15 protein-coding genes and 1 other RNA gene are annotated in these 19,191 nt (G+C 33.4%); 6 read left to right on the top strand and 10 right to left on the bottom strand.

Going from position 1 to position 19,191, the window contains the following annotated elements:
- Window positions 1-63 precede the first annotated feature (63 nt).
- Entirely contained in the window at window positions 64-2,088 is a 2,025-nt protein-coding gene (locus M0Q24_RS02060; RefSeq protein WP_295046533.1) for a hypothetical protein, read from the top strand.
- Here M0Q24_RS02060 and M0Q24_RS02055 read toward each other — a convergent pair.
- The 7 genes from M0Q24_RS02055 to M0Q24_RS02025 all read right to left on the bottom strand — a co-directional run bounded on the left by M0Q24_RS02055 (window position 2,085) and on the right by M0Q24_RS02025 (window position 10,330).
- Window positions 2,085-3,995: a bifunctional diguanylate cyclase/phosphodiesterase gene (locus M0Q24_RS02055; RefSeq protein ID WP_295046530.1), complete on the bottom strand. Its 1,911-nt coding sequence runs from the start codon at window positions 3,993-3,995 to the stop codon at window positions 2,085-2,087. The genes M0Q24_RS02060 and M0Q24_RS02055 overlap by 4 nt on opposite strands.
- Window positions 3,989-4,420: a hypothetical protein gene (locus M0Q24_RS02050; protein WP_295046528.1), complete on the bottom strand. Its 432-nt coding sequence runs from the start codon at window positions 4,418-4,420 to the stop codon at window positions 3,989-3,991. Before M0Q24_RS02050 ends, M0Q24_RS02055 begins: the two co-directional genes overlap by 7 nt.
- Window positions 4,420-6,276: a TonB-dependent receptor gene (locus M0Q24_RS02045; RefSeq protein WP_295046526.1), complete on the bottom strand. Its 1,857-nt coding sequence runs from the start codon at window positions 6,274-6,276 to the stop codon at window positions 4,420-4,422. The genes M0Q24_RS02050 and M0Q24_RS02045 overlap by 1 nt, the downstream gene beginning before the upstream one ends.
- A gap of 58 nt (window positions 6,277-6,334) precedes the next feature.
- The gene (locus M0Q24_RS02040) at window positions 6,335-6,898 is read right to left on the bottom strand and encodes a ComF family protein (protein ID WP_295046524.1); all 564 of its coding nucleotides are present in this window, start codon (window positions 6,896-6,898) and stop codon (window positions 6,335-6,337) included.
- Window positions 6,899-6,915: 17 nt separating this feature from the next.
- Complete coding sequence (gene lepA / locus M0Q24_RS02035; protein WP_295046522.1) at window positions 6,916-8,706, bottom strand: translation elongation factor 4; 1,791 nt, start codon at window positions 8,704-8,706, stop codon at window positions 6,916-6,918.
- A gap of 30 nt (window positions 8,707-8,736) precedes the next feature.
- Window positions 8,737-9,663 (bottom strand): ribose-phosphate pyrophosphokinase, encoded by a 927-nt coding sequence (locus M0Q24_RS02030; RefSeq protein ID WP_295046519.1) that lies wholly within the window; start codon window positions 9,661-9,663, stop codon window positions 8,737-8,739.
- A 265-nt stretch (window positions 9,664-9,928) separates the two neighbouring features.
- On the bottom strand, window positions 9,929-10,330 hold the full coding sequence (locus M0Q24_RS02025; protein ID WP_295046516.1) for a Fur family transcriptional regulator: 402 nt from the start codon (window positions 10,328-10,330) through the stop codon (window positions 9,929-9,931).
- Between the two features lie 93 nt (window positions 10,331-10,423).
- Between M0Q24_RS02025 and M0Q24_RS02020 the strand changes: the two genes are divergently transcribed.
- Window positions 10,424-11,083, top strand: a complete 660-nt coding sequence (locus tag M0Q24_RS02020) for a ferritin family protein (RefSeq protein WP_295046513.1) — start codon at window positions 10,424-10,426, stop codon at window positions 11,081-11,083.
- Window positions 11,084-11,131: 48 nt separating this feature from the next.
- Here M0Q24_RS02020 and M0Q24_RS02015 read toward each other — a convergent pair whose 3' ends face one another.
- Together M0Q24_RS02015 and ssrA are read right to left on the bottom strand one after the other, a co-directional pair.
- Window positions 11,132-11,671 carry a tetratricopeptide repeat protein gene (locus M0Q24_RS02015; RefSeq protein ID WP_295046510.1) on the bottom strand — a complete coding sequence of 180 codons (540 nt, stop codon included), beginning with the start codon at window positions 11,669-11,671 and terminating at the stop codon, window positions 11,132-11,134.
- Window positions 11,672-11,818: 147 nt separating this feature from the next.
- Window positions 11,819-12,196: a transfer-messenger RNA gene (gene ssrA, locus M0Q24_RS02010) on the bottom strand.
- Window positions 12,197-12,381: 185 nt separating this feature from the next.
- Here ssrA and M0Q24_RS02005 point away from each other — a divergent pair.
- Window positions 12,382-14,487 carry a transporter substrate-binding domain-containing protein gene (locus M0Q24_RS02005; RefSeq protein ID WP_295046507.1) on the top strand — a complete coding sequence of 702 codons (2,106 nt, stop codon included), beginning with the start codon at window positions 12,382-12,384 and terminating at the stop codon, window positions 14,485-14,487.
- A gap of 2 nt (window positions 14,488-14,489) precedes the next feature.
- Window positions 14,490-15,176, top strand: a complete 687-nt coding sequence (locus M0Q24_RS02000) for a response regulator transcription factor (RefSeq protein WP_295046504.1) — start codon at window positions 14,490-14,492, stop codon at window positions 15,174-15,176.
- Here M0Q24_RS02000 and M0Q24_RS01995 read toward each other — a convergent pair.
- Window positions 15,166-15,807 (bottom strand): hypothetical protein, encoded by a 642-nt coding sequence (locus M0Q24_RS01995; protein WP_295046501.1) that lies wholly within the window; start codon window positions 15,805-15,807, stop codon window positions 15,166-15,168. The two genes, M0Q24_RS02000 and M0Q24_RS01995, sit on opposite strands and share 11 nt — an antisense overlap.
- Before the next feature lie 161 nt (window positions 15,808-15,968).
- Here M0Q24_RS01995 and M0Q24_RS01990 point away from each other — a divergent pair, with 161 nt between their 5' ends.
- Both M0Q24_RS01990 and M0Q24_RS01985 read left to right on the top strand, forming a co-directional pair.
- Window positions 15,969-16,580: a LuxR C-terminal-related transcriptional regulator gene (locus M0Q24_RS01990; protein WP_295046498.1), complete on the top strand. Its 612-nt coding sequence runs from the start codon at window positions 15,969-15,971 to the stop codon at window positions 16,578-16,580.
- A gap of 65 nt (window positions 16,581-16,645) precedes the next feature.
- Window positions 16,646-19,191 (top strand): Ig-like domain-containing protein (locus M0Q24_RS01985; RefSeq protein WP_295046495.1); only part of this gene is annotated, 2,546 nt, incomplete at its 3' end.

Here is a 19,191-nt window from a genome sequence, read left to right as displayed (position 1 = left end):
GATATTTTAAAGCTATTTTTAGTATGATCTTAACCATATAATATATATTTTTTGGAGGATTGTATGAAGATCTTAGCATGGATTTTTGGGATATTGATAGGTTTAATAGGTTTAATTTATGTAATTGCATTTACATCTTTAGGTAACTCAATGATTGCACCGACAATAGAGTTAAAGATAAAAGAGCAGACTAAAATGGATAGCGAACTTACAACTTTTTCTCTAAGTATGAGTGAAATTGATGTTGTTTTGGAGATAAATAAACAAAACATTATCAAAGTAAAAGGCTCTTATTCACTCTTTGCACAAAGTTTTGATCTTGATTATGCAGTAGAGTTAAATGATCTCTCATCACTTAAAGCTCTGACAAATGTAGAACTTCGTAACTCATTTTTTACAAATGGAAATGTAAAAGGAGATCTAGGCTTTATAACTGTAGATGGAGTTAGTGATGTGGCTTCGAGCGTTACTTCTTATCATGTTGAACTAAAAGATCTAGATCCAACTTCTATTATTGCTAAAATTGATGGAGCAAAGTTAGATGAGCTTTTAGAGATGGGTGCGCAAAAAAACTATGCAGATGCAAAGATAAATCTAGATCTAAACTTTAAAAGCATAGAGCCAAATGCTCTTGATGGGGATGTGGTTTTAAAAACTAAAAATGGTAGTTTAAATAGTAGAGTTATGAGAGATGATTTTAACATTACTATCCCTCTAAAAACTACTTTTGATATGTCACTTAAGGCAAAACTAAAGGGTGCGGATGTTGTCTATAACTACGATCTTATCTCTAATCTTTTTAAAGTGACTTCATCGGGTTCATTGATCCCAGAACCACTAAAGCTAGATGTGAAGTACGCTTTAGATATAAAAGAGTTAGCGCTCTTAAAGCCTATCAGCGGGGCAGATGTTAGAGGCTCACTTAGAGTTGATGGAACTGCAAAAGGTACGAAAGATAAGCTTGTGGTTGATGCTATTAGTGATATTGCATCTTCTGAAACACTAATTCTTGCTACATTAGAAGATTTTGAGCCAAAAAGCGTTAAAGCTAGGATCAAACATCTTGATATTGCAAAAGCTCTTTATATGGTAAAACAGCCACACTATACAGATGCAAAGCTCTTTTTAGAAGCAGATATAACAGATGCAAGAGCCTCAAAACTAAAAGGCGAGATAACGACTAGCATTAGAGAGGGGCTTCTGGATTCAAACTATATTACAAAAACATATGAGTTTAAATCTAAGATGCCGAAAACTTCTTATAGGTTAGATACAAAAACTTCACTAGATAAAGATATGCTTATTACTAAAGTAGATTTAGATTCTAATTTGGCAAACTTTAACATTAAGAGTGCAGAGGTAAATATTAAAAGTGGCAAAATAGTCAGTGACTATAAAGTAAGCATACCAAATCTTGATAACTTATACTTCGCAACTGAGCAACATATGAGAGGTTCTTTAGTTGCTAATGGAGACTTTACTCAAGATAAAGATATGACTCTAAATGTCTACTCAAAAGTAGCAGGTGGAGAGATTGTGGCAAAGCTTTACAACGATGACTTTAAAGCTGATATAAAAAATATTCAAACACTAGATGCACTCCACATGCTCATCTACCCAGAGATGTTTAAGTCATCATTAGATGCAAACATTAACTATAACCTCGCTCTTAAAAAAGGTAAATTTAGTGGTTATTTAAAAGATGGAACATTTACAAAAAATCAGATGCTAGATCTTATAAAACAGTATGCAAGGATAAATCTATATGCTGAAAAATTTAAAGGTGATGTAAATGCTGATATAGATGCTCATAAGATCACAACATCTCTAGATCTAAGCTCAAACACATCATCTATAAAAACAAAAAACACAAGGTTAAACACACAAGCAAATACTGTAGACTCTAAGATAGATATAGTCGCAAATAAAAATCCTATATCAGTAACTCTAAGAGGAGATATTTCCTCCCCAAAAGTAAGTATAGATGCTAAAGAGCTAATGAAAAAAGAAGCAGAAAAGGCTATCAAAAAAGAAGTTGAAAAGTCTTTAGATAAAGAGGTGGGGAAGCTACTTAAAGGTTTCTTTTAACTCTCAAAGAGTTCACTTCTCTTTAAGAGTCGCTCGCAAGGTTTAGCTATAAAGTAACCTTGCATATACTCAACTCCTAGCTCAGACAACTTGTCGTAAACCTCGCTAGAGTGAACAAACTCAGCTATGGCTATCATGTTTGACTCTTTTGCAAAAGCTATAATACTTTTTACTACTTTAAAATCTTTTTCATTTGTTGCGATATTTTTTACAAGGGAGCCATCTATTTTTAAGTAGTTTGCTTCTATGTCTAAAATACTTTTAAAATTTGAATAACCACTTCCAAAATCATCAATAGAAACAGTTGCTCCATAACTATGAAGTAGTTTAACTTTCTCTTTAAATAGAGCACTGTTTTGTATCTCATCACTCTCTAAAACTTCTATGGTAACTCTAGACGCTAAGGATGGGTTTGATGAAAAAGTATCTATAAGAGAGGCTTCTATGTCTTTGTTTATAAGATCTGTAAAGTTCATGTTGATACTGACTCTAAGAGAGGAGTCTTTAAACTTATCAAAAACCAAAGAGAGAATTCTTTTAGTTAGTTTATAGTGTATGTTGGTGTGTTTTAGTTCTGGTAGGAACTGCATAGGTGCGATAATTTGACCATTTATGTCTATGATCCTCACAAGTGCTTCATACTTAAAGATCTCACCAGAACTGCACTCATAGATGGGTTGGTAGTAGCATAAAACTCTATCTTCTTCTATGGCTTGTTTTACAAAGTATATATCTTTTGAATTTGAAATTTCTGTAGTTTTAGAGCTTTCTTTGTGGTAAATAATTCTATTTCTTCCCTCTTTTTTTGCAATATAGAGCATTTTATCAGCTACTTTTATCGCCTCATTTAGATTTTTCTCAGATGCTGGATACTCATGCACCCCTATAGAGACTTGCATCTCTATTTTGTGTTTTTCATAAGTAAAGATATGAGAAGATATGTTCTTTCTTATTCTCTCATAAATTTCACTCAAATTATCTTTTGAATCACGATTGTATAGAAGGAGCATAAACTCCTCACCACCATATCTAAGGAGTATATCATTGTCTCTGATAGAACTTTTCATAATCAAACTACACTTAGCAAGTATGGCATCTCCAGCCTTATGCCCATAAATATCATTTATAACTTTAAAGTGATCTAGATCTATCATCGCAAGCGAGTAGTTGTTTAAGTTTAGTCGTGGAGTTATCTCCTGAAGATAGTTACGGTTATAAACTTGCGTTAGAGGGTCTGTAAAGATTTTTTTTCTAGTTATAAAGTAGTGAAAAACTTGCATAATAGTCATAAGCATTAACAAAAATATAAAGATGATTAAAATTACAAAAAAAGTCTCTAAAGGTTTTAGTAACTCTAAAATTTCTGATTGAATGTTACTTGTAATATCAACGCTCAATATCCCTATGATTTCATTTGAACTTTTTATTGGGTAGAGATAAGTTAGATAAAGATTTTGCATCTTTTGTTGCTGTATGATTTGAGGTTTAAGAGTTTTATAAACAAGCTCATACTCTTGGTTAAAAACATCAAATTTTTGGTAAAAGTTTGCCTTGTCTTCTTTTGAAGCATCTAGTAAAAATCTAAATCTATTCTCAGGATCTTTGTGTAGTAGATATATGTATTTTATATTAGGAGTTATAAACAGAGCTATCATCTCTTCATAATTAGTTCTGTTATGTTTGTTTGATAGATAAGAGACAAGATCTTCTTCACTAAAAATAGAGTTCTTTGTTACTAGTGTTTCTTCTATGTTTTTTAAGATAAATGATACATCTTCTATTTTGTTTTTTTGCATCTTTACAAATATCTCTTCTTGAGTCTCTTTTATAAAAAAATAGATATAGATAAAAAAGACTCCTAAGATAAAGAGCATTAAAAATAGAAAAAATTCTTTTGCTTTTACCATACTTTCTCTTCTAAATAAGGATCCAGATCACTTGAAGCTTGGATAAGAAGACTCTTTAACCTTGACTTTAGTATAACTATATTTGGTCTTCCTTTTTTCCAAAAAAACGCACCAAAACTTTTTTGAACTTGAGATAAAAGTGCATAGTCTAAAACAAAAATAGCACAGTGAGAACACTCTTTTGGAAGATTGTTTTTATCTTGAAGTATCATTATCGTTGCTTTTTTGCAGTTTGGCGTTGTCTGTAGCAACTTATGGTTTTCAATCGCTTTAGAGATCTCTTTGTTATCACTCCAAATTATTTTTTCTTTATTTATAGAAATTTCACTTATGATTTTTTCTAAGATTTTTACTTGCAAATTAAGAGAAGAATCTGAAGCAAAGGATGAAAGTGATAAAAGAAGTATTATGATAAATGCTTTCATTAAAAAGTGTACTCCATAGTTAGTAGTCCTCGTCTTTCTATAAGAGGAACATCAACCCCATTTATCTTCACTTCATGAGCCTTGCCAAGTAGATTTTCTCCCTTTAGCTTTAAGTCAAGTTTTTTGTTTACTGGGTAAGTTATACCTAAAGTATAGTCATATCCAGCTGCCATTTTTACGCCAAATGCAGAATCATAATCTGATCTATATACTAGTTCATTATATATATCAAGTTTGCCTACTTTATTAAAGAGTTGTATTAGTCCGCCTTGATCTGAACTTAAATATTTATCTTGAAAAACTTTAAAATACTCTAGAGTTATTTTATTGTTGATATCAAAGTTATGTGTAAATCTTACATATGCTCTTTGAAAAGATCCAGTTTCATCTTTGTTAACATATTTTTTTAGCATTGGATTAAAAACTATTGCATTTTTTGCTCGACCCTCTCCCGCGCTTACTGTTATAGTGTTTTTATTATGTTTATAAGTAAGTTCTGCTGAGTAAATTTTGTTTTTTATACTCTCTAGATCTGGATTTATATTGAAGTATGGAGAAAAGGTTGTTTGTCTAAAAGTTGGATATACATAGCTTTTCATTGCAAATAATTTGAAAGTCCAACTATCCTCTATAAGAGCAACATATCCAAGTCTGAGTATATGTTCAGTTGATGAAGTGGCATTTTTGTTTACATATCTATCTAGCTTTGCACTTACTGTTATAAGGTTATCTTCATTTATATTGTAAAGATTTTCTATATAAGCCATAAAGATGTCTCTTTGCGTAGGTCCCCAGTTTTTATCTACACTAACACCATCTCTTCTGTAGTCATCTATCTCAAATTTCTGATGTTTTATATGGGCACCAACAAAGAGGTCATTGTTTTTATAGATAAATCTTTTTTCTAAAATAGCACTTATAATATGACTTCCAATATCTACATCAACTTGTTTTGGTTGTGGCATGTCAGCTGTTGGAATAGCTATGGCATCTCTATTTATAACTTCTAGGTTTTCATGAGATAAACTAACTATGAAGTTTAGATCTTTATCAAAATGCTTAGTAGCTTGAAGATATATGTTTGTTGCATCAGTGTGTCCATCAAGAGGAGCATTTCCTAAGCCAGAAAAAGAGTCATATCTCTCTTTTGTTGCTCCAAATTCTATATCAAAACTCTCTTTTTTTGAAAACTTTGCATAGACTTGACCTCTTTGTCCATCACGAGATAAGTTATATCCATGTGCATTATAAGTTTTATAGTTGTTTTTGCTAACATCAAAGTTAGCTAAATATGAGTATTCATCAAACTCTCTTGCATCTATAGCTCGCAAGGTTAAACTACCTCTTGTATCTATAGAAGTTTGCATAGAGGTGGCATTTTCACGAGACGGCTCTTTTGTATAGAGTTTTATAACCATACTCCCAGGTTCATTTCCAAACACAACTGAGTTTCCCATCTGGTAGATCTCTATGTGGTCTATAAAGTAGAGGCTCATCTTGCCATATTGAGTAAGTGCGTCTCCTAGGGTTGCAGAGTTTAACTCGTGTGAATTTATAAAGAGTTTTACGGAGTTAAAAGAGGATTGGTTACTTCCACTTTTTGTAAGGTTTGTCATTCCAGTTCTTGTGGCTTCTAAGTTAAACATTCTTATTGTTTTTAAGACATCATTTAAAGTATAGGCTTGCATCTTATCTAAGTCTGAACGAGAAAAAAGTATGAGATTTCCAGCACTCTCTTGTTTTGTTTTATGATAGAGCGATTGCGATTTTTCATACTCGCCTAGCAAGTCATCTAAGAGTATCTCTTTTGCAAAAAGAATGGTAGATATAAAAGATACTAAAAGTAGTAATTTCATCTGTTAACCTAATGTAATTTGTTAAATCTTAGCTTAATAGTCTTTATATTGTGCTGAGTTACTTAACACTTGCATCTGCGAGAGTTAGGCAAAAAAGAGGAGTGTAATTCTCTCTACTTATGCTTGTAATGGCTTGAGATAGAGTAGAGCCTGTTGTGATGATGTCATCTACAAGTATGATCTCTTTGTATTTTGGTTTTTTAAAGCTAAAGTCTCTTGGATTCATCATTCTAAACTCTTTGCCTTTTCCTGAGTAAGAGATATCGTTTTTAGCTCTTAGTTTTGCAAACTCAGGCAGAATGCTTTTAGAACTAAGTTGTTTGTTTAGTATGGCTGTATGAGAGTAACCGCTGTTTGTTTTATCATCAATGGCTATTGCACTTATTTTACTTTCATAAAGAAATGATGTTGCAAACTTTTTAAAAGAGTTTCTCGCCATAATAGAGTAAATATAGTAACCTAGATCTGTATGTTTTGTGTGAAGAAGATTTTTGATATCTTTGTATTTGTAAAAAGAGATAACTTCGATATTGTTAAGGATTTTTCGTCTATAGATGCTAGGCGTTAGAAATATTATTTGGCAGGAGTCGCAGATGTGTGAGAAAGACACGCTCTCACACAACAAGCACCTCATGGATTTTAATCCATCTTTAAAACGGACATAAATGCTTCTTGAGGAAGCTGTACTTTTCCGATAGACTTCATTCTTTTTTTACCAGCTTTTTGTTTCTCTAGTAGCTTTCTTTTTCTTGTAATATCTCCACCATAACACTTAGCGGTCACATTTTTACCCATAGATTTTACAGTCTCACGAGCTATAACTTGATTGCCAAGAGAGGCTTGAACTGCAACTTCAAAGAGTTGGCGAGGGATAAGCTCTTTCATGTTTTTAACAAGAATTCTACCGCGAGATAAAGCAGATGTTTTTGGAACTATAATACTAAGAGCATCTACCACTTCGCCAGCAACTTTTACATCTAACTTTACAAGATCTCCCTCTTTAAACTCAGTAGGCTCGTAATCAAAAGAAGCATAACCTTTTGATATCGACTTTAGTTTGTCATAAAAATCAACTATGATCTCATTCATTGGAAGCGAGTACTCAAGCATAACTCTATCTTCATTTAGATAAGTCATCTTCTCTTGCATCCCTCTTTTTGAGATAAGAAGAGTCATGATATTGCCAAGATATTCAGATGGAGTGATAACTGTAGCTTTTACATAAGGCTCTTCTATGCGATCTATGTGGTTTACTTCTGGGAGTTCTGATGGGTTTTGCACCTCTACTAGATTGCCATTGTTAAGATAAACATGATAGATAACAGATGGAGCAGTTGCAATGAGATCTAGGTCAAACTCTCGTTCAAGTCTCTCTTTTACAACTTCCATATGAAGCATTCCTAAAAATCCAACTCTAAAACCAAAGCCTAGTGCTATGGAAGTTTCAGGTTCATAAGAGAGTGAGCTATCGTTTAGTTTTAGTTTTTGCAAGGCATCACGCATATCTTCGAACTTGTCTGTATCTATAGGGTAAAGTCCTGCAAAAACAAAAGGTTTTGCAGGTTCATAAGTTACAACGGGCTCACTTGTAGGGTTTTTTGCATCAGTTATAGTGTCGCCAACATTGACAACACTAACTTCTTTTAGACCAAGAACAACAATGCCAATCTCTCCACTTTTTATAGCTAATGTTTTTGCTTTTTTTAGTGGATGTGGATACATTAAGTCTAAAACTTGGTGTTCTTCGCCATTACTCATAAGCTTAATGATTTGACCTTTTTTTATCTCTCCATCAAAAACACGAACAAGTGCTAAAGCACCTAGATATTGGTCAAACCAAGAGTCATAAATGATGGCTTTTGTAGTAGCGTCTGGATCTCCCTTTGGTGCTGGGATACGCTCAACTATAGCGTCAATGAGCTCACGGATCCCAACTCCAGTCTTAGCTGAAACTAAACAAGCATCAGTTGCATCAATGCCGATACTTGTCTCTATCTCTTCTGCTACTTTTATGGGATCAGCTGCTGGTAAGTCTATCTTGTTTATAACTGGGATAAGTTCTAGGTTGTTATCAAGTGCTAAGTAGACATTTGCAATAGTTTGAGCTTCAACGCCTTGTGCGGCATCAACGATAAGCAGAGCACCATCACTAGATGCTAAAGACTTACTAACTTCATAAGAAAAATCAACATGGCCAGGAGTATCTATGAGGTTTAGGATATAGTGCTCGCCATCTTTTACATAGTCGAGTCTAACACTTTGAGCTTTGATGGTGATTCCACGCTCTTGCTCTATGTCCATAGTGTCCATCATCTGAGTCTTTAACTCTCTTTGGCTAACACTTCCACACTCTTGAATAATGCGATCTGCTAAAGTGCTTTTACCGTGGTCTATATGAGCGATGATAGAGAAATTTCTAATGTTTTTCAATGTTGTTATCCCTTGTGAGAATTTTTACTTTTATGCAAATAGTGAGTTTACACTCTCATTATGATAAACACGGCGGATTACTTCAGCAAAAAGAGGTGCAACTGTAAGCACTTTTATCTTTTTGTGAGGTTTTGAGACTAAGGTATTTGTAACTATTAGCTCATCTAGTTCGCCATTGTTTAAGTTCTCATAAGCATTACCACTTAAAACTGCATGAGTAGCACAAGCCATAACAGAAGTTGCACCCTTGTTTTTAAGTGCAGTTGCAGCTTTTACCATAGTTCCAGCAGTGTCAACCATATCATCAATCATAATAACGTCGTAGCCTTCTACATCGCCTATGATATTCATAACTTCGCTCTCGTTTGCAGTTTCACGACGCTTATCTACTATAACCATCTCTAGATCCATTCTTTTTGCAAAGTATCTAGCACGAGCAACGCCACCTATATCTGGAGATGCAATGATTGGATTTTTAAGATTTTTACTTTTAATGTAGGTCTCAAATGTGATAGATCCATAGAGGTTATCAACTGGGATGTTAAAGAAACCTTGTATCTGACCAGCGTGAAGGTCGATAGTTATAACTCTATCTATCCCAACTTCCTCGTATAGATCTGCAACAAGTCTTGCAGTGATTGGCACACGAGGTGCAGCTTTTCTGTCTTGTCTTGCATAACCATAGTAAGGAACAACTGCTGTGATGCTTGATGCACTAGATCTTCTAAGTGCGTCCGTCATAATAAGAAGTTCCATCAAGTTATCATTTGATGGAGCACCTGTACTTTGCACAATAAATACATCACGACCACGAACACTCTCAGCTATTTGAACTGAGATCTCACCATCACTAAATCTTTTTGTTTCAGCTTTTGCTAGTGGAACATTTAAAACCTGACAAATTTCTTTTGCAAATTCTATGCTCGCAGAACCAGCAAAAATTTTATAACCACGCATACTATTCCTTCTTTGGAAAATTGATTTACGCGATTATATTATAAGAGTTCTGAGGAGTTGTTAAAATATATAAAAAATTGAAAAATTCCTAATTGAATGTTCTGAACAATTATCAAGTTGGATCCTGAATCAAGTTCAGGATGACGTTTTGTTTGTTCAGGATGACGTTTTGTTTGTTCAGGATGACGTTTTGTTTGTTCAGGATGACGCGCGTCCGTCATTCCGTGCTTGACACGGAATCTAGTTTATAGATTAATCAGAAGGTTCAATTACAGTTTTTGCAAACACCAGAGATAACTAGATCTGCTTTTGATATCAAAAAAGTGTCGTCTAAATTAAGTTTGTTGACAATTTCATCTACATCTACACTTACATCCTCAACCGACTTACAATCTACACAAACCAAGTGAGAATGGGAGCTTTTAGTTAACTCATAAACTGTCTTGTTTTGAGGTATTTTAACCTCTTGTATATAAGAGTTTTCAAGCATTAAATTTATATTTTTGTATATGGTAGCTAAGGAGATGGAAGAAAACTTACTTAGCATCATCTCGTAGAGTTTGTCTATGTTTATATGTCCATAATTATGAAGCGCACTACTTATTGCCAATCTTTGAGGAGTTGCTTTTAAGTTGTGTCTTCTTAGTTCATCTGTAAAATTATTCATAACGACATTATACACTAAAGTTGTTTAAAGGATAAAGATTATAAATTAAGTTTAATAATTGTATAATAACAGCACTAATTTTTGGAGAATATAATGAGACAATACGAAACATACAAGTGTAATAAATGTGGTAATGTAGTAGAAGTTCAAAACGTTGGTGGTGGGGAACTTCACTGCTGTGGCGAGGCGATGGAGATGATAACTAAAGACTTAACTTTAGTAAACTTGCTAAAAGCATTTGCAGGTGAATCTCAAGCTAGAAACAAGTATGAGTACTTTGCAGAAGTTGCTCAAAATGAAGGCTTTAGAGATATAGCAGAACATTTCCAAAGAGCTGCAGACAACGAAAAACACCACGCGAAAATGGAGTTATCACTTCATAACAGAATGCTTAGTGGTACTGAAAATGACTTTGGTGATACAAAAGTAAATCTTCAATGCGCAATAGATGGCGAAAACTATGAAAACACAACAATGTATCCTGATTTTGCAGCTATTGCAAAAGAAGAGGGACATAAAGAAGCACTAAGACTATTTAATGGAATTGGTCAAGTAGAAGTAGAGCATGAAAATATGTATAAGATGCTACTTGAGAGACTTGAAGCTGGTGCTGAGTTTGTAAGTGAAGATGCAGAAGAAGCTTGGATCTGTGAAGTTTGTGGACATGTTCACTACGGGAAAAAAGCTCCAAAAGCTTGTCCAGTATGTAAGTACACACAAGAGTATTTTTCAAGACTAAACTCTAAAAAATAGCTCTTTTCATTAAGGCGTTTAACATAAACTTTTGTCTCAAAGTTTATGTTAGTTTACGCTTTCTTTCACTCTTTCATAGTTTTTACAAGCACCTTCATTTCCGCCATTACAAGCTTTAAAAAATAGGCTTTTTGCTCTGCTTACATCTTGTTTTACTCCATCGCCTTTTATATATATAATCGCTAGAGTATTACAGCTGCTGTAGTCTTCTTTATCACAAGCTTTAGTGTAAAAATCAATGCCTTTACTTTTGTCTTGTTTTACTCCATCACCTCTAAAATATAGTTCTCCTAAAGTACTACAACTATATTTATTTCCACCATTACAAGCCTTAGTATAAAGTTTGATTGCTTTGTTTTTATCTTGTTTTACAACTTCACCGAGATCATATAAAACTGCTAGATTGTTGCAACTTTTTATATTTCCCGCATCACATCCTTTAATGTAAGCTTGTATCTTTTTTTGTGTATCTTCTGCTGTACCTTGATGTGAATGCCCATGATGAGAGTGGCCGTGATGGTCATGGTCTTCATTAGCAAATAAGTTTATACTAAAGATTAAACTAATACTTATAAAAATTTTACTCATTATTTATCCTCGGTTATTTTTTTGTTGTGTATTGTACCAAAAGCTATTATATTTTGAGGTCTAGTTAAGACAAGACAAGTTTGATATTAAAATTAAAATTGAAAGACTAATAGTTTTGAGGTTTTAAAGAAGATTTAATTTGTTACTTGGTGGAGCTGTGGAGAATCGAACTCCAGTCCGAAACCACGCTACTCCTAACGTCTACATGTTTAGTAAAGTTGATTGGGTTTAATCTTGCTTCGCACAGCTTGCAAAGCTACACAAGACGAGCCTCTAGGGTTCATTTTACGCGCGAGGCAGACGCAAAATATATCTACATAAGGGTTATACTTCGAGTCCTATTTATCTAGAGTCCATAGGTGAAGCAGCCCGTCCTCTTGCGAGGGGGTAAAACTTAAGCTACTGCTAAAGCTGGGCGGTAATTTGTATTGTTTGCGTTTAAGCAAGTTTGAGCCGTATAACGGAAGTGCTCAGTCCGACATGCAGTTAAAAGCTACTTGATCCCGTCGAAACCAGGTCAGCCCCATGAGTGACATTATAGCAAAGTTTGCATTTTTAAAGCGTTAATTTTTAAAAGATTAGTAAAAGTCAAAATATAATATACTCCTATGATTAATACAGATCTAAATGCTCAAGAAATAGCATCAGCTTGAGAGATTAACAACTTGATAAGCTAAGGAAATAACTCTTTGAAATTGGTATTTTAAACTATGCAAAAAAGCATCTTCAAACTTATATTAGTGTTCTTTTTACTTTCTATAAGTAGTGCCTTAGCAAAACAGATCAACACTTTTATAGAAAAAACTGATCCAAAAATCATTGAATTAACACAAGATCAAAAAAACTATCTTAAAGAGAAAAAAGTCATAAAGATGTGTGTAGATCCAAACTGGATGCCACTTGAGAAGATTGAAGATGAAAAGCACATAGGAATCTCTGCTGACTTTATAAGGCTGATCTCTCAAATGATTGAGACTCCAATTGAGTTAGTTCAAACACAAGAGTGGTCAGAGTCTTTAGCAAAAGCAAAAAATAGAGAGTGCGACATCTTGACACTCACTCAAGCAACACCTCTAAGAGAAAAATATCTTAACTTCAGTACACCGTATGTCACCACTCCTTTGGTTATAGCCACAAAAACAGGTGTTGCTTTTTCAAGTAATCTTGAGAAGATCAAAGAAAAATCATTGGGGGTTGTAAAAAACTACTCAACATATGAAATACTAAAAACAAAATACCCAGATATAAATCTAATCGAGGTTGAGTCTTTACAAGAGGGTTTTGCATATGTAGATCAAGAGAAGATTTTTGGATTTTTAGACAATCCTATAGTTATTAACCATGAGATACAAAAAAATAAAATGAGTGACAATATCAACATCACTGGGCAGTTTGCAGACAAGTTTAATCTGAGCATAGCTTCTAGAAATGATGAGCCAATACTCCATGAGATCCTAGAGTTAGCACTTCAGTCAATAGATGATAAAACTACAGAAGAGATCTTGAGTAAATGGAACAATATTAAGTATGAAATAAGAACAGACAATGAAAGACTTATACAGTTGATATTTTTTATTTTAGTTCTAGCTAGTGTATTTATATACTGGAATCTTAAACTAAAAGAAGAGATAAAGAGCAAAGATTTAGCTCGACAACAGCTAAAAGAGAGTGAGGAGAAATTTAGAACTCTTTTTGATATTGCTCCTGTACTTTTAAATGCTTTTGATAAAGATAGCAAAATAATGCTTTGGAATAAAGAGTGCCAAAAAGTTTTTGGTTGGAGTTTTGAAGAGATTGAAGATTCTAGTGATCCTCTAAAACTTTTCTACAAAGACTCTAACGCATATCAAGAAGTTCGATCCTCTTTTTTGAGTCAAGAGTATGGAATTTTTAAAGAGTGGCATCCTCAAACAAAAAGTGGAGATCTACTTAGTATAATGTGGGCAAATGTAAAACTTCCAAATGATGAGATTATTAATATCGGCTATGATATAACAAATCAGCGTAAAAATGAGCAGAGATTAAGAGATGCAAAGCATGAATTACAAGAGTTAAACAACTCACTAGAAGTAAGAATAAAAGATGAGATAGAAAAAAGTACAAAACATCAAGTAATGCTTATGCATCAAAGTAAATTAGCTCAAATGGGAGAGATGATTGAAAACATAGCTCATCAGTGGAGGCAACCACTAGCGCAGATAAACTCTTATGTGCTTTTGATAGATCTAGCACTTGGCGAGCATAAACAAAAAGATGCAAGTTTAGAAGATAAACTTCTTGAGATAGAGTCACTGACTGCTTATATGTCAAAAACCATTGATGACTTTAAAAACTTCTTTCATCCAAATAAAAATAAAAGTACCTTTGAGATAAAAGAAGCGATTGAGAAATCTTATGACATTGTCAAAGGTTTGATAAAGATAAACCATATAAAAATAAAGATAGATCTAGAAGAAGGTTTAGAAAGTCATAGTTACTTAGAAGAGCTGCAACAAGTTATTTTAACTATTTTAAACAATTCTATAGATGCTTTAATCTCAATGAAGATAAAATTTCCAGAGATAGTTATAAAAGCTTATGAAAAAGATGATGAGATTTTTATAGTCATAGGCGATAATGCACGAGGCATTGAAGAAGAGATAATTGAAAAAATATTTGAACCTTACTTTACAACAAAACACAAGTCACAAGGAACAGGTTTGGGCTTATATATGGCGAAAATGATTATAGAAAATGGATTTTTTGGTCAGCTCTTAGTTGAAAACAACTTAAACGGGGCTTGCTTTACAATCCAAATTCCAAGTGTAAAAGAGTAGTTATGCATAGTTTATATCCGTATAAAATTTTATTTGTTGAAGATGAAGAAGCTACACGAGTAAACTATGTAAGTTATCTTAAAACACTTTTTTGTGAAGTTTATGAGGCTGATGATGGAGAAAAGGCATACACGCTTTATAAAGAAAAAAAACCAGACATTATGATTATAGACATAAATATACCTAAGATAAGTGGTTTGGAGTTACTTAAAAAGATAAGAGAAAATGACTACAAAACTAAAGCCATAATGCTCACAGCACATACAAAAAAAGCTTTTTTGCTAGATGCAGCATCTTTAAAACTTACAAAATATCTTGTAAAGCCTATAAGTAGGAAAGAGCTAAAAGATGCACTAAACTTAACCATAAATGAGTTGTCTAAATACAGTATTTTAACTATCAAGAAGATAGATCTTTCTGATAATTATTCATGGAACAATGAACTAAAAGAACTTAGGCATCATAGCTCTCTCATAAAGCTTACAAGTAAAGAGCGAAGCCTTTTAGAGCTTCTTTTTTCTCATAAAAATAGGGTCTTTACCTATGATGAGATTTTTGAATATGTGTGGGATTATGAAGATGATGTAAGCTTAAATGGCTTAAAAAATATGGTAAAGAGATTAAGAAAAAAACTTCCAGAGGATTTGATCATCAACATCTTTAATGAAGGCTATAAAGCTAGTTTTTAACTCTATGCTTTATAGTCAAAATAGTCCACAAATTAAGAGCAATCATAATGAAAATAGATAAAATCATAAACGTATTTGAATTGCTAAAGTAGTAAGCTTGAAGCTTTATAAAACTTGTTTGAAAGATAACCCCTAAAAAAATTATTGATAAAATAGTGAAAAAGACTGAAGAGACTCTATCAAAAATTTTAAACTTCATCGAATCATTAAACCAAAACAACCAAGCAATAGCTGAAGTGTAGATAAAGCAAAAAAGATAGTATATGAAAATTCTAGCGCTTGTATTGTACTCGATATAAGTGAAGATGATAAAACCTATAAAAAAAGTAATAATAGGGATGAGATATCTGTTGTGCCAGATAGGTTCTTTGTTTGTGATAGCTTTTGTAGCTAGATATAAACTAAGCGTTCCCGCTCCAAAGAGAGTGTTTGCTATGACTATGGATAAAAAGTCTGGGATTTGATTTCTTAAGATAAAACCAACAAAACCGATGAAATGCAGGAGTATAAAGAGTGTAAGGTATTTTATTGCACTATTTTTTGGATTTTGTTTGTACTTAAATAGCGTGATGATCGACACCAGTAGCAATATAACTGTACTTGCAATAAAGAGTGTTTTAACATCTAACAAGTGAGATCCTATGAGTATTATTTGTGTGAATTTTATCTAAAGGGAGTTAAAGATGTATTGAAACTAAGTGTTTATTTTAAAATTGATACTTTTGAGATACTAGTAAAATCTACAATGTATATAAATTATTTTAATAATGAATACCTTGGAGAGACAAGTAAATGAAAGTAATGTTGTATAGCGAAGATATAACACTTTTAAATGAGTGGCAAAAGAAGATCACTCTATTTAAAAGCGAAATTATAGAAGAGATCGACAAACTTCATTTATACAAAAATACTCTTGTTGTTTTAGACTACGCCTCTTGCTACAGAGATCTCTTAAAACTTATAAACACAGCTAAAAAACAAAACATAAAAATTTTACTACTAGAGAAAACACCTAACTTTGACAAAGGAAAGTATGTTCTAGATCTAGGTGTTTACGGTTATGGAAACACACTAATGAGTAGAGTTTTTCTGGACTCCGCACTAGAGACTATAACTAAAGAAATGGTCTGGATCTACCCTGAGTTTACTACCTCACTTATAAGAGGTTTTTCCAAAGAAAAAGCTATGCCAGATCATCTTACTCAGCTACTAACATCAAGAGAGTTAGATATTGCGCTACTTATAAAAGATGGTTCAAGTAACAACGACATTTGTGAACATCTTGGGATCTCCATTAACACAGTTAAGTCTCACATAAAAAACATTTACGAAAAACTAAGCATAAAAAACAGACTCTCTTTGTCTCTTTTGTTTAAAAACCAAAAAGAAACTGCACCACTCTAAAGTGTGATAGTTTTAAAAAACAGATAGATATAAAATACCAAAATCTAAAAAAGTTAGGAAATAACATGGCTCAAATAATTGGAACTATAGGCGAAGCAAACGGTAAGTTTTTTGCAAAAGATGCACAAGGAAACTTAAGAGAGTTAGAAGTTGGCGATGAGATCTATGCTGGAGAAAGTGTAGTCCCAGATGCTAAAAACCAGACTAACGCAACTATATCTATAGTGCCAAGAACTGCAGGAGAGACTATAGTCTTAAACTCTAGCGGTGAACAACTACTTGATGAAACACTTTTAAATGTTGGCTTAGACAACGAGGAAGTAGCTTTTGAGCCCGACACACTAAATGAAGCACTCGCTTTAAATGATCTAGATCCAGCTGATGAGAGTACATATGATGAAGTACCCTATACTCAAGAACCACTTATTATAGAAAGTGATAGATCTCAAAATGATAAGGTTGCAAAAAGTAAAGATTCGCAATCTATGGTCTCACTAAGAGATGGAGACAGCACAGACATTGTTAGTGATCTTAGAAAAGCTGAGTGGAATGATGGAAATAAAGAGCCTATATTTAGAGGTGACATAGAGTTTGAAGAGAGTTTAGATGCAGGATTGTTAAACACTCAAAGAGTAGAGCCAGTTCAGACAAATGATGTCCCAGTAGCAGTTGATGATGCTAGAGTTATTGTAAAAGAGGGTGGAAATAGCGTAACTGGACAAGTTCTTACAAATGATATCCCAGGCAGAGATGGACTAACTACAGGTAAAGAGCTTAAAGAGTTTACATATAATTCAGTTATTAGAACTTTTGATGATGCAAATCCAACTTATACTATAAATGGAACTACCTTAGGAGATTTAACAGTAAACAGAGATGGAACTTGGGAGCTAGATCCTACTGGAATTACAATAGCAACTCATACTGAAGATAGTTTTACTTACAAGATAGTAGATAGTGATGGAGATATCTCAAATAGTGCTAAACAACCTTTAATAATGTTTGACGCAGATGTTGCTACAAGTATTGTCACTACCACTACAGAAGATACAAATAAGCTTTTAGTTTTAAATGATACTTCTGGTGATGTCAAGATTAAAGATACATCATCAACTTCTGAAAAAACTCTAGCTAAAAATGAATCTATAAATATAACAAGAGCTGATGGCGAAGTAGTTGGTAAAATCACTAACAATGGAGATGGAACAGTAACTTTTACTCCAAGTAAACACTATTGTGGAGAAGATGCAGAATTCTCTTATGAAGTAACAAGAAGTGATAACACAACCATAGTAAATGACAGTGTAAAAATTACAGTTACTCCAGTAGCTGAGAATAAAACTACTGATACAAATGGCGATGCACACTATGATGTAATAACTCAAGGCGATAAAAATTATGGCACCATCACAGAGAGCTCAAGTTATGGCTATATATCATTAAGTGCATTGAGTGTTACAAATGAAGACGATAGAGGAAATACAACAAATCCTTTTGCATCTGAGATAACAACTGTAAAACTAAGTGGTGTGCCAGTAGGTTTTAGATTTAAATACCATGATGGAACAACTGATCATGAATTTACGGTTGCTGATGTAAATGTTGGAGTAACTATTCCTTTTGAATATATCTCAACGCTAGAAGTAAAACCTACAAACTTTTTTGCGGGAGAGATAAAGATAGCGATGCAAGTTATTACCGTCGATTGCGAAGGTGGTGCACCTGCGCAGCAAGATACAAGTATCTCGCTTCCTGATTATTTGGTTATCAATGTAACTAATGTAGCAAATGGTATTGAAGCGTTAAATGCTGCTCAAGCTACAGGATTTGAAGATGCAGGAAGGGCAAATGGAAACACGAGTAAAGACTCGAATTCTGGAGATATAACAAACCCTCAAAATGGAATAAATTTAAACATAACAGCTACAACAACAGATACAAGTGGAAGAGAAACTGTAACTGCGATGATAGACAAGATACCTGATGGTGGAGCGATATACTATAGTGATACTAATGGAACTATCACAATAGATAAAGATGGAGTGGTAAGTGGAACTAATCCAAATGTAACTGTTTTACTTAACAATGCTGATGACACGTGGAAGATAAATATAGAAGATTTTAAAAACACTGCCCCACTAAAGTTTATACCGCCACACAATAGCAACGAAGATTATAGCTTTGAAGTAACTGCATTTACTAGAGATGGAAAAAGTTATTCAAGCACAACTGATCCTAAAACTATTACCGTTACAGTTGATGGTGTAGCAGATATCCCAGTTCATGATGATTTTAAAAAGTTAGATGCAGATGAAGTTGTCAATGCTGATATATCAAAAAACATTTATAGTGATGTTGTTATAGAAGACAACTCAAACACAAGAAGTGGTGCGACCATCTCATTTGCTGAGCTATACAAAGAGCCAGGGGTTGCTTCTTATGATGATGATTCTGAGAAGTTAAGTATAGTTATTACAGGTCTTGCAACGGGATTTAGCGTCCAAGATGCAGCAGGAGTATCTTTCAACGGAAAAAGTGCAGCTGCAAGAGAGTGGAGTTTTGATGTTGATAAGATAGATGATATTGTTATACAAACTCCTAAAAACTTTAG

It is taken from the genome of Sulfurimonas sp., assembly GCF_023228785.1.
Taxonomy (GTDB): domain Bacteria; phylum Campylobacterota; class Campylobacteria; order Campylobacterales; family Sulfurimonadaceae; genus Sulfurimonas.
Note: the sequence above shows the minus strand (reverse complement) of the source record. Positions and strands in the feature narration are given on the sequence as shown.

Excerpts from the sequence above, each read along its gene's own strand:
- M0Q24_RS02060 (WP_295046533.1), top strand. The coding sequence starts at position 64 with ATGAAGATCTTAGCATGGATTTTTGGGATATTGATAGGTTTAATAGGT.
- M0Q24_RS02055 (WP_295046530.1), bottom strand. The coding sequence starts at position 3,995 with ATGGTAAAAGCAAAAGAATTTTTTCTATTTTTAATGCTCTTTATCTTA.
- M0Q24_RS02050 (WP_295046528.1), bottom strand. The coding sequence starts at position 4,420 with ATGAAAGCATTTATCATAATACTTCTTTTATCACTTTCATCCTTTGCT.
- M0Q24_RS02045 (WP_295046526.1), bottom strand. The coding sequence starts at position 6,276 with ATGAAATTACTACTTTTAGTATCTTTTATATCTACCATTCTTTTTGCA.
- M0Q24_RS02030 (WP_295046519.1), bottom strand. The coding sequence starts at position 9,663 with ATGCGTGGTTATAAAATTTTTGCTGGTTCTGCGAGCATAGAATTTGCA.
- M0Q24_RS02025 (WP_295046516.1), bottom strand. The coding sequence starts at position 10,330 with ATGAATAATTTTACAGATGAACTAAGAAGACACAACTTAAAAGCAACT.
- M0Q24_RS02020 (WP_295046513.1), top strand. The coding sequence starts at position 10,424 with ATGAGACAATACGAAACATACAAGTGTAATAAATGTGGTAATGTAGTA.
- M0Q24_RS02015 (WP_295046510.1), bottom strand. The coding sequence starts at position 11,671 with ATGAGTAAAATTTTTATAAGTATTAGTTTAATCTTTAGTATAAACTTA.
- M0Q24_RS02005 (WP_295046507.1), top strand. The coding sequence starts at position 12,382 with ATGCAAAAAAGCATCTTCAAACTTATATTAGTGTTCTTTTTACTTTCT.
- M0Q24_RS02000 (WP_295046504.1), top strand. The coding sequence starts at position 14,490 with ATGCATAGTTTATATCCGTATAAAATTTTATTTGTTGAAGATGAAGAA.
- M0Q24_RS01990 (WP_295046498.1), top strand. The coding sequence starts at position 15,969 with ATGAAAGTAATGTTGTATAGCGAAGATATAACACTTTTAAATGAGTGG.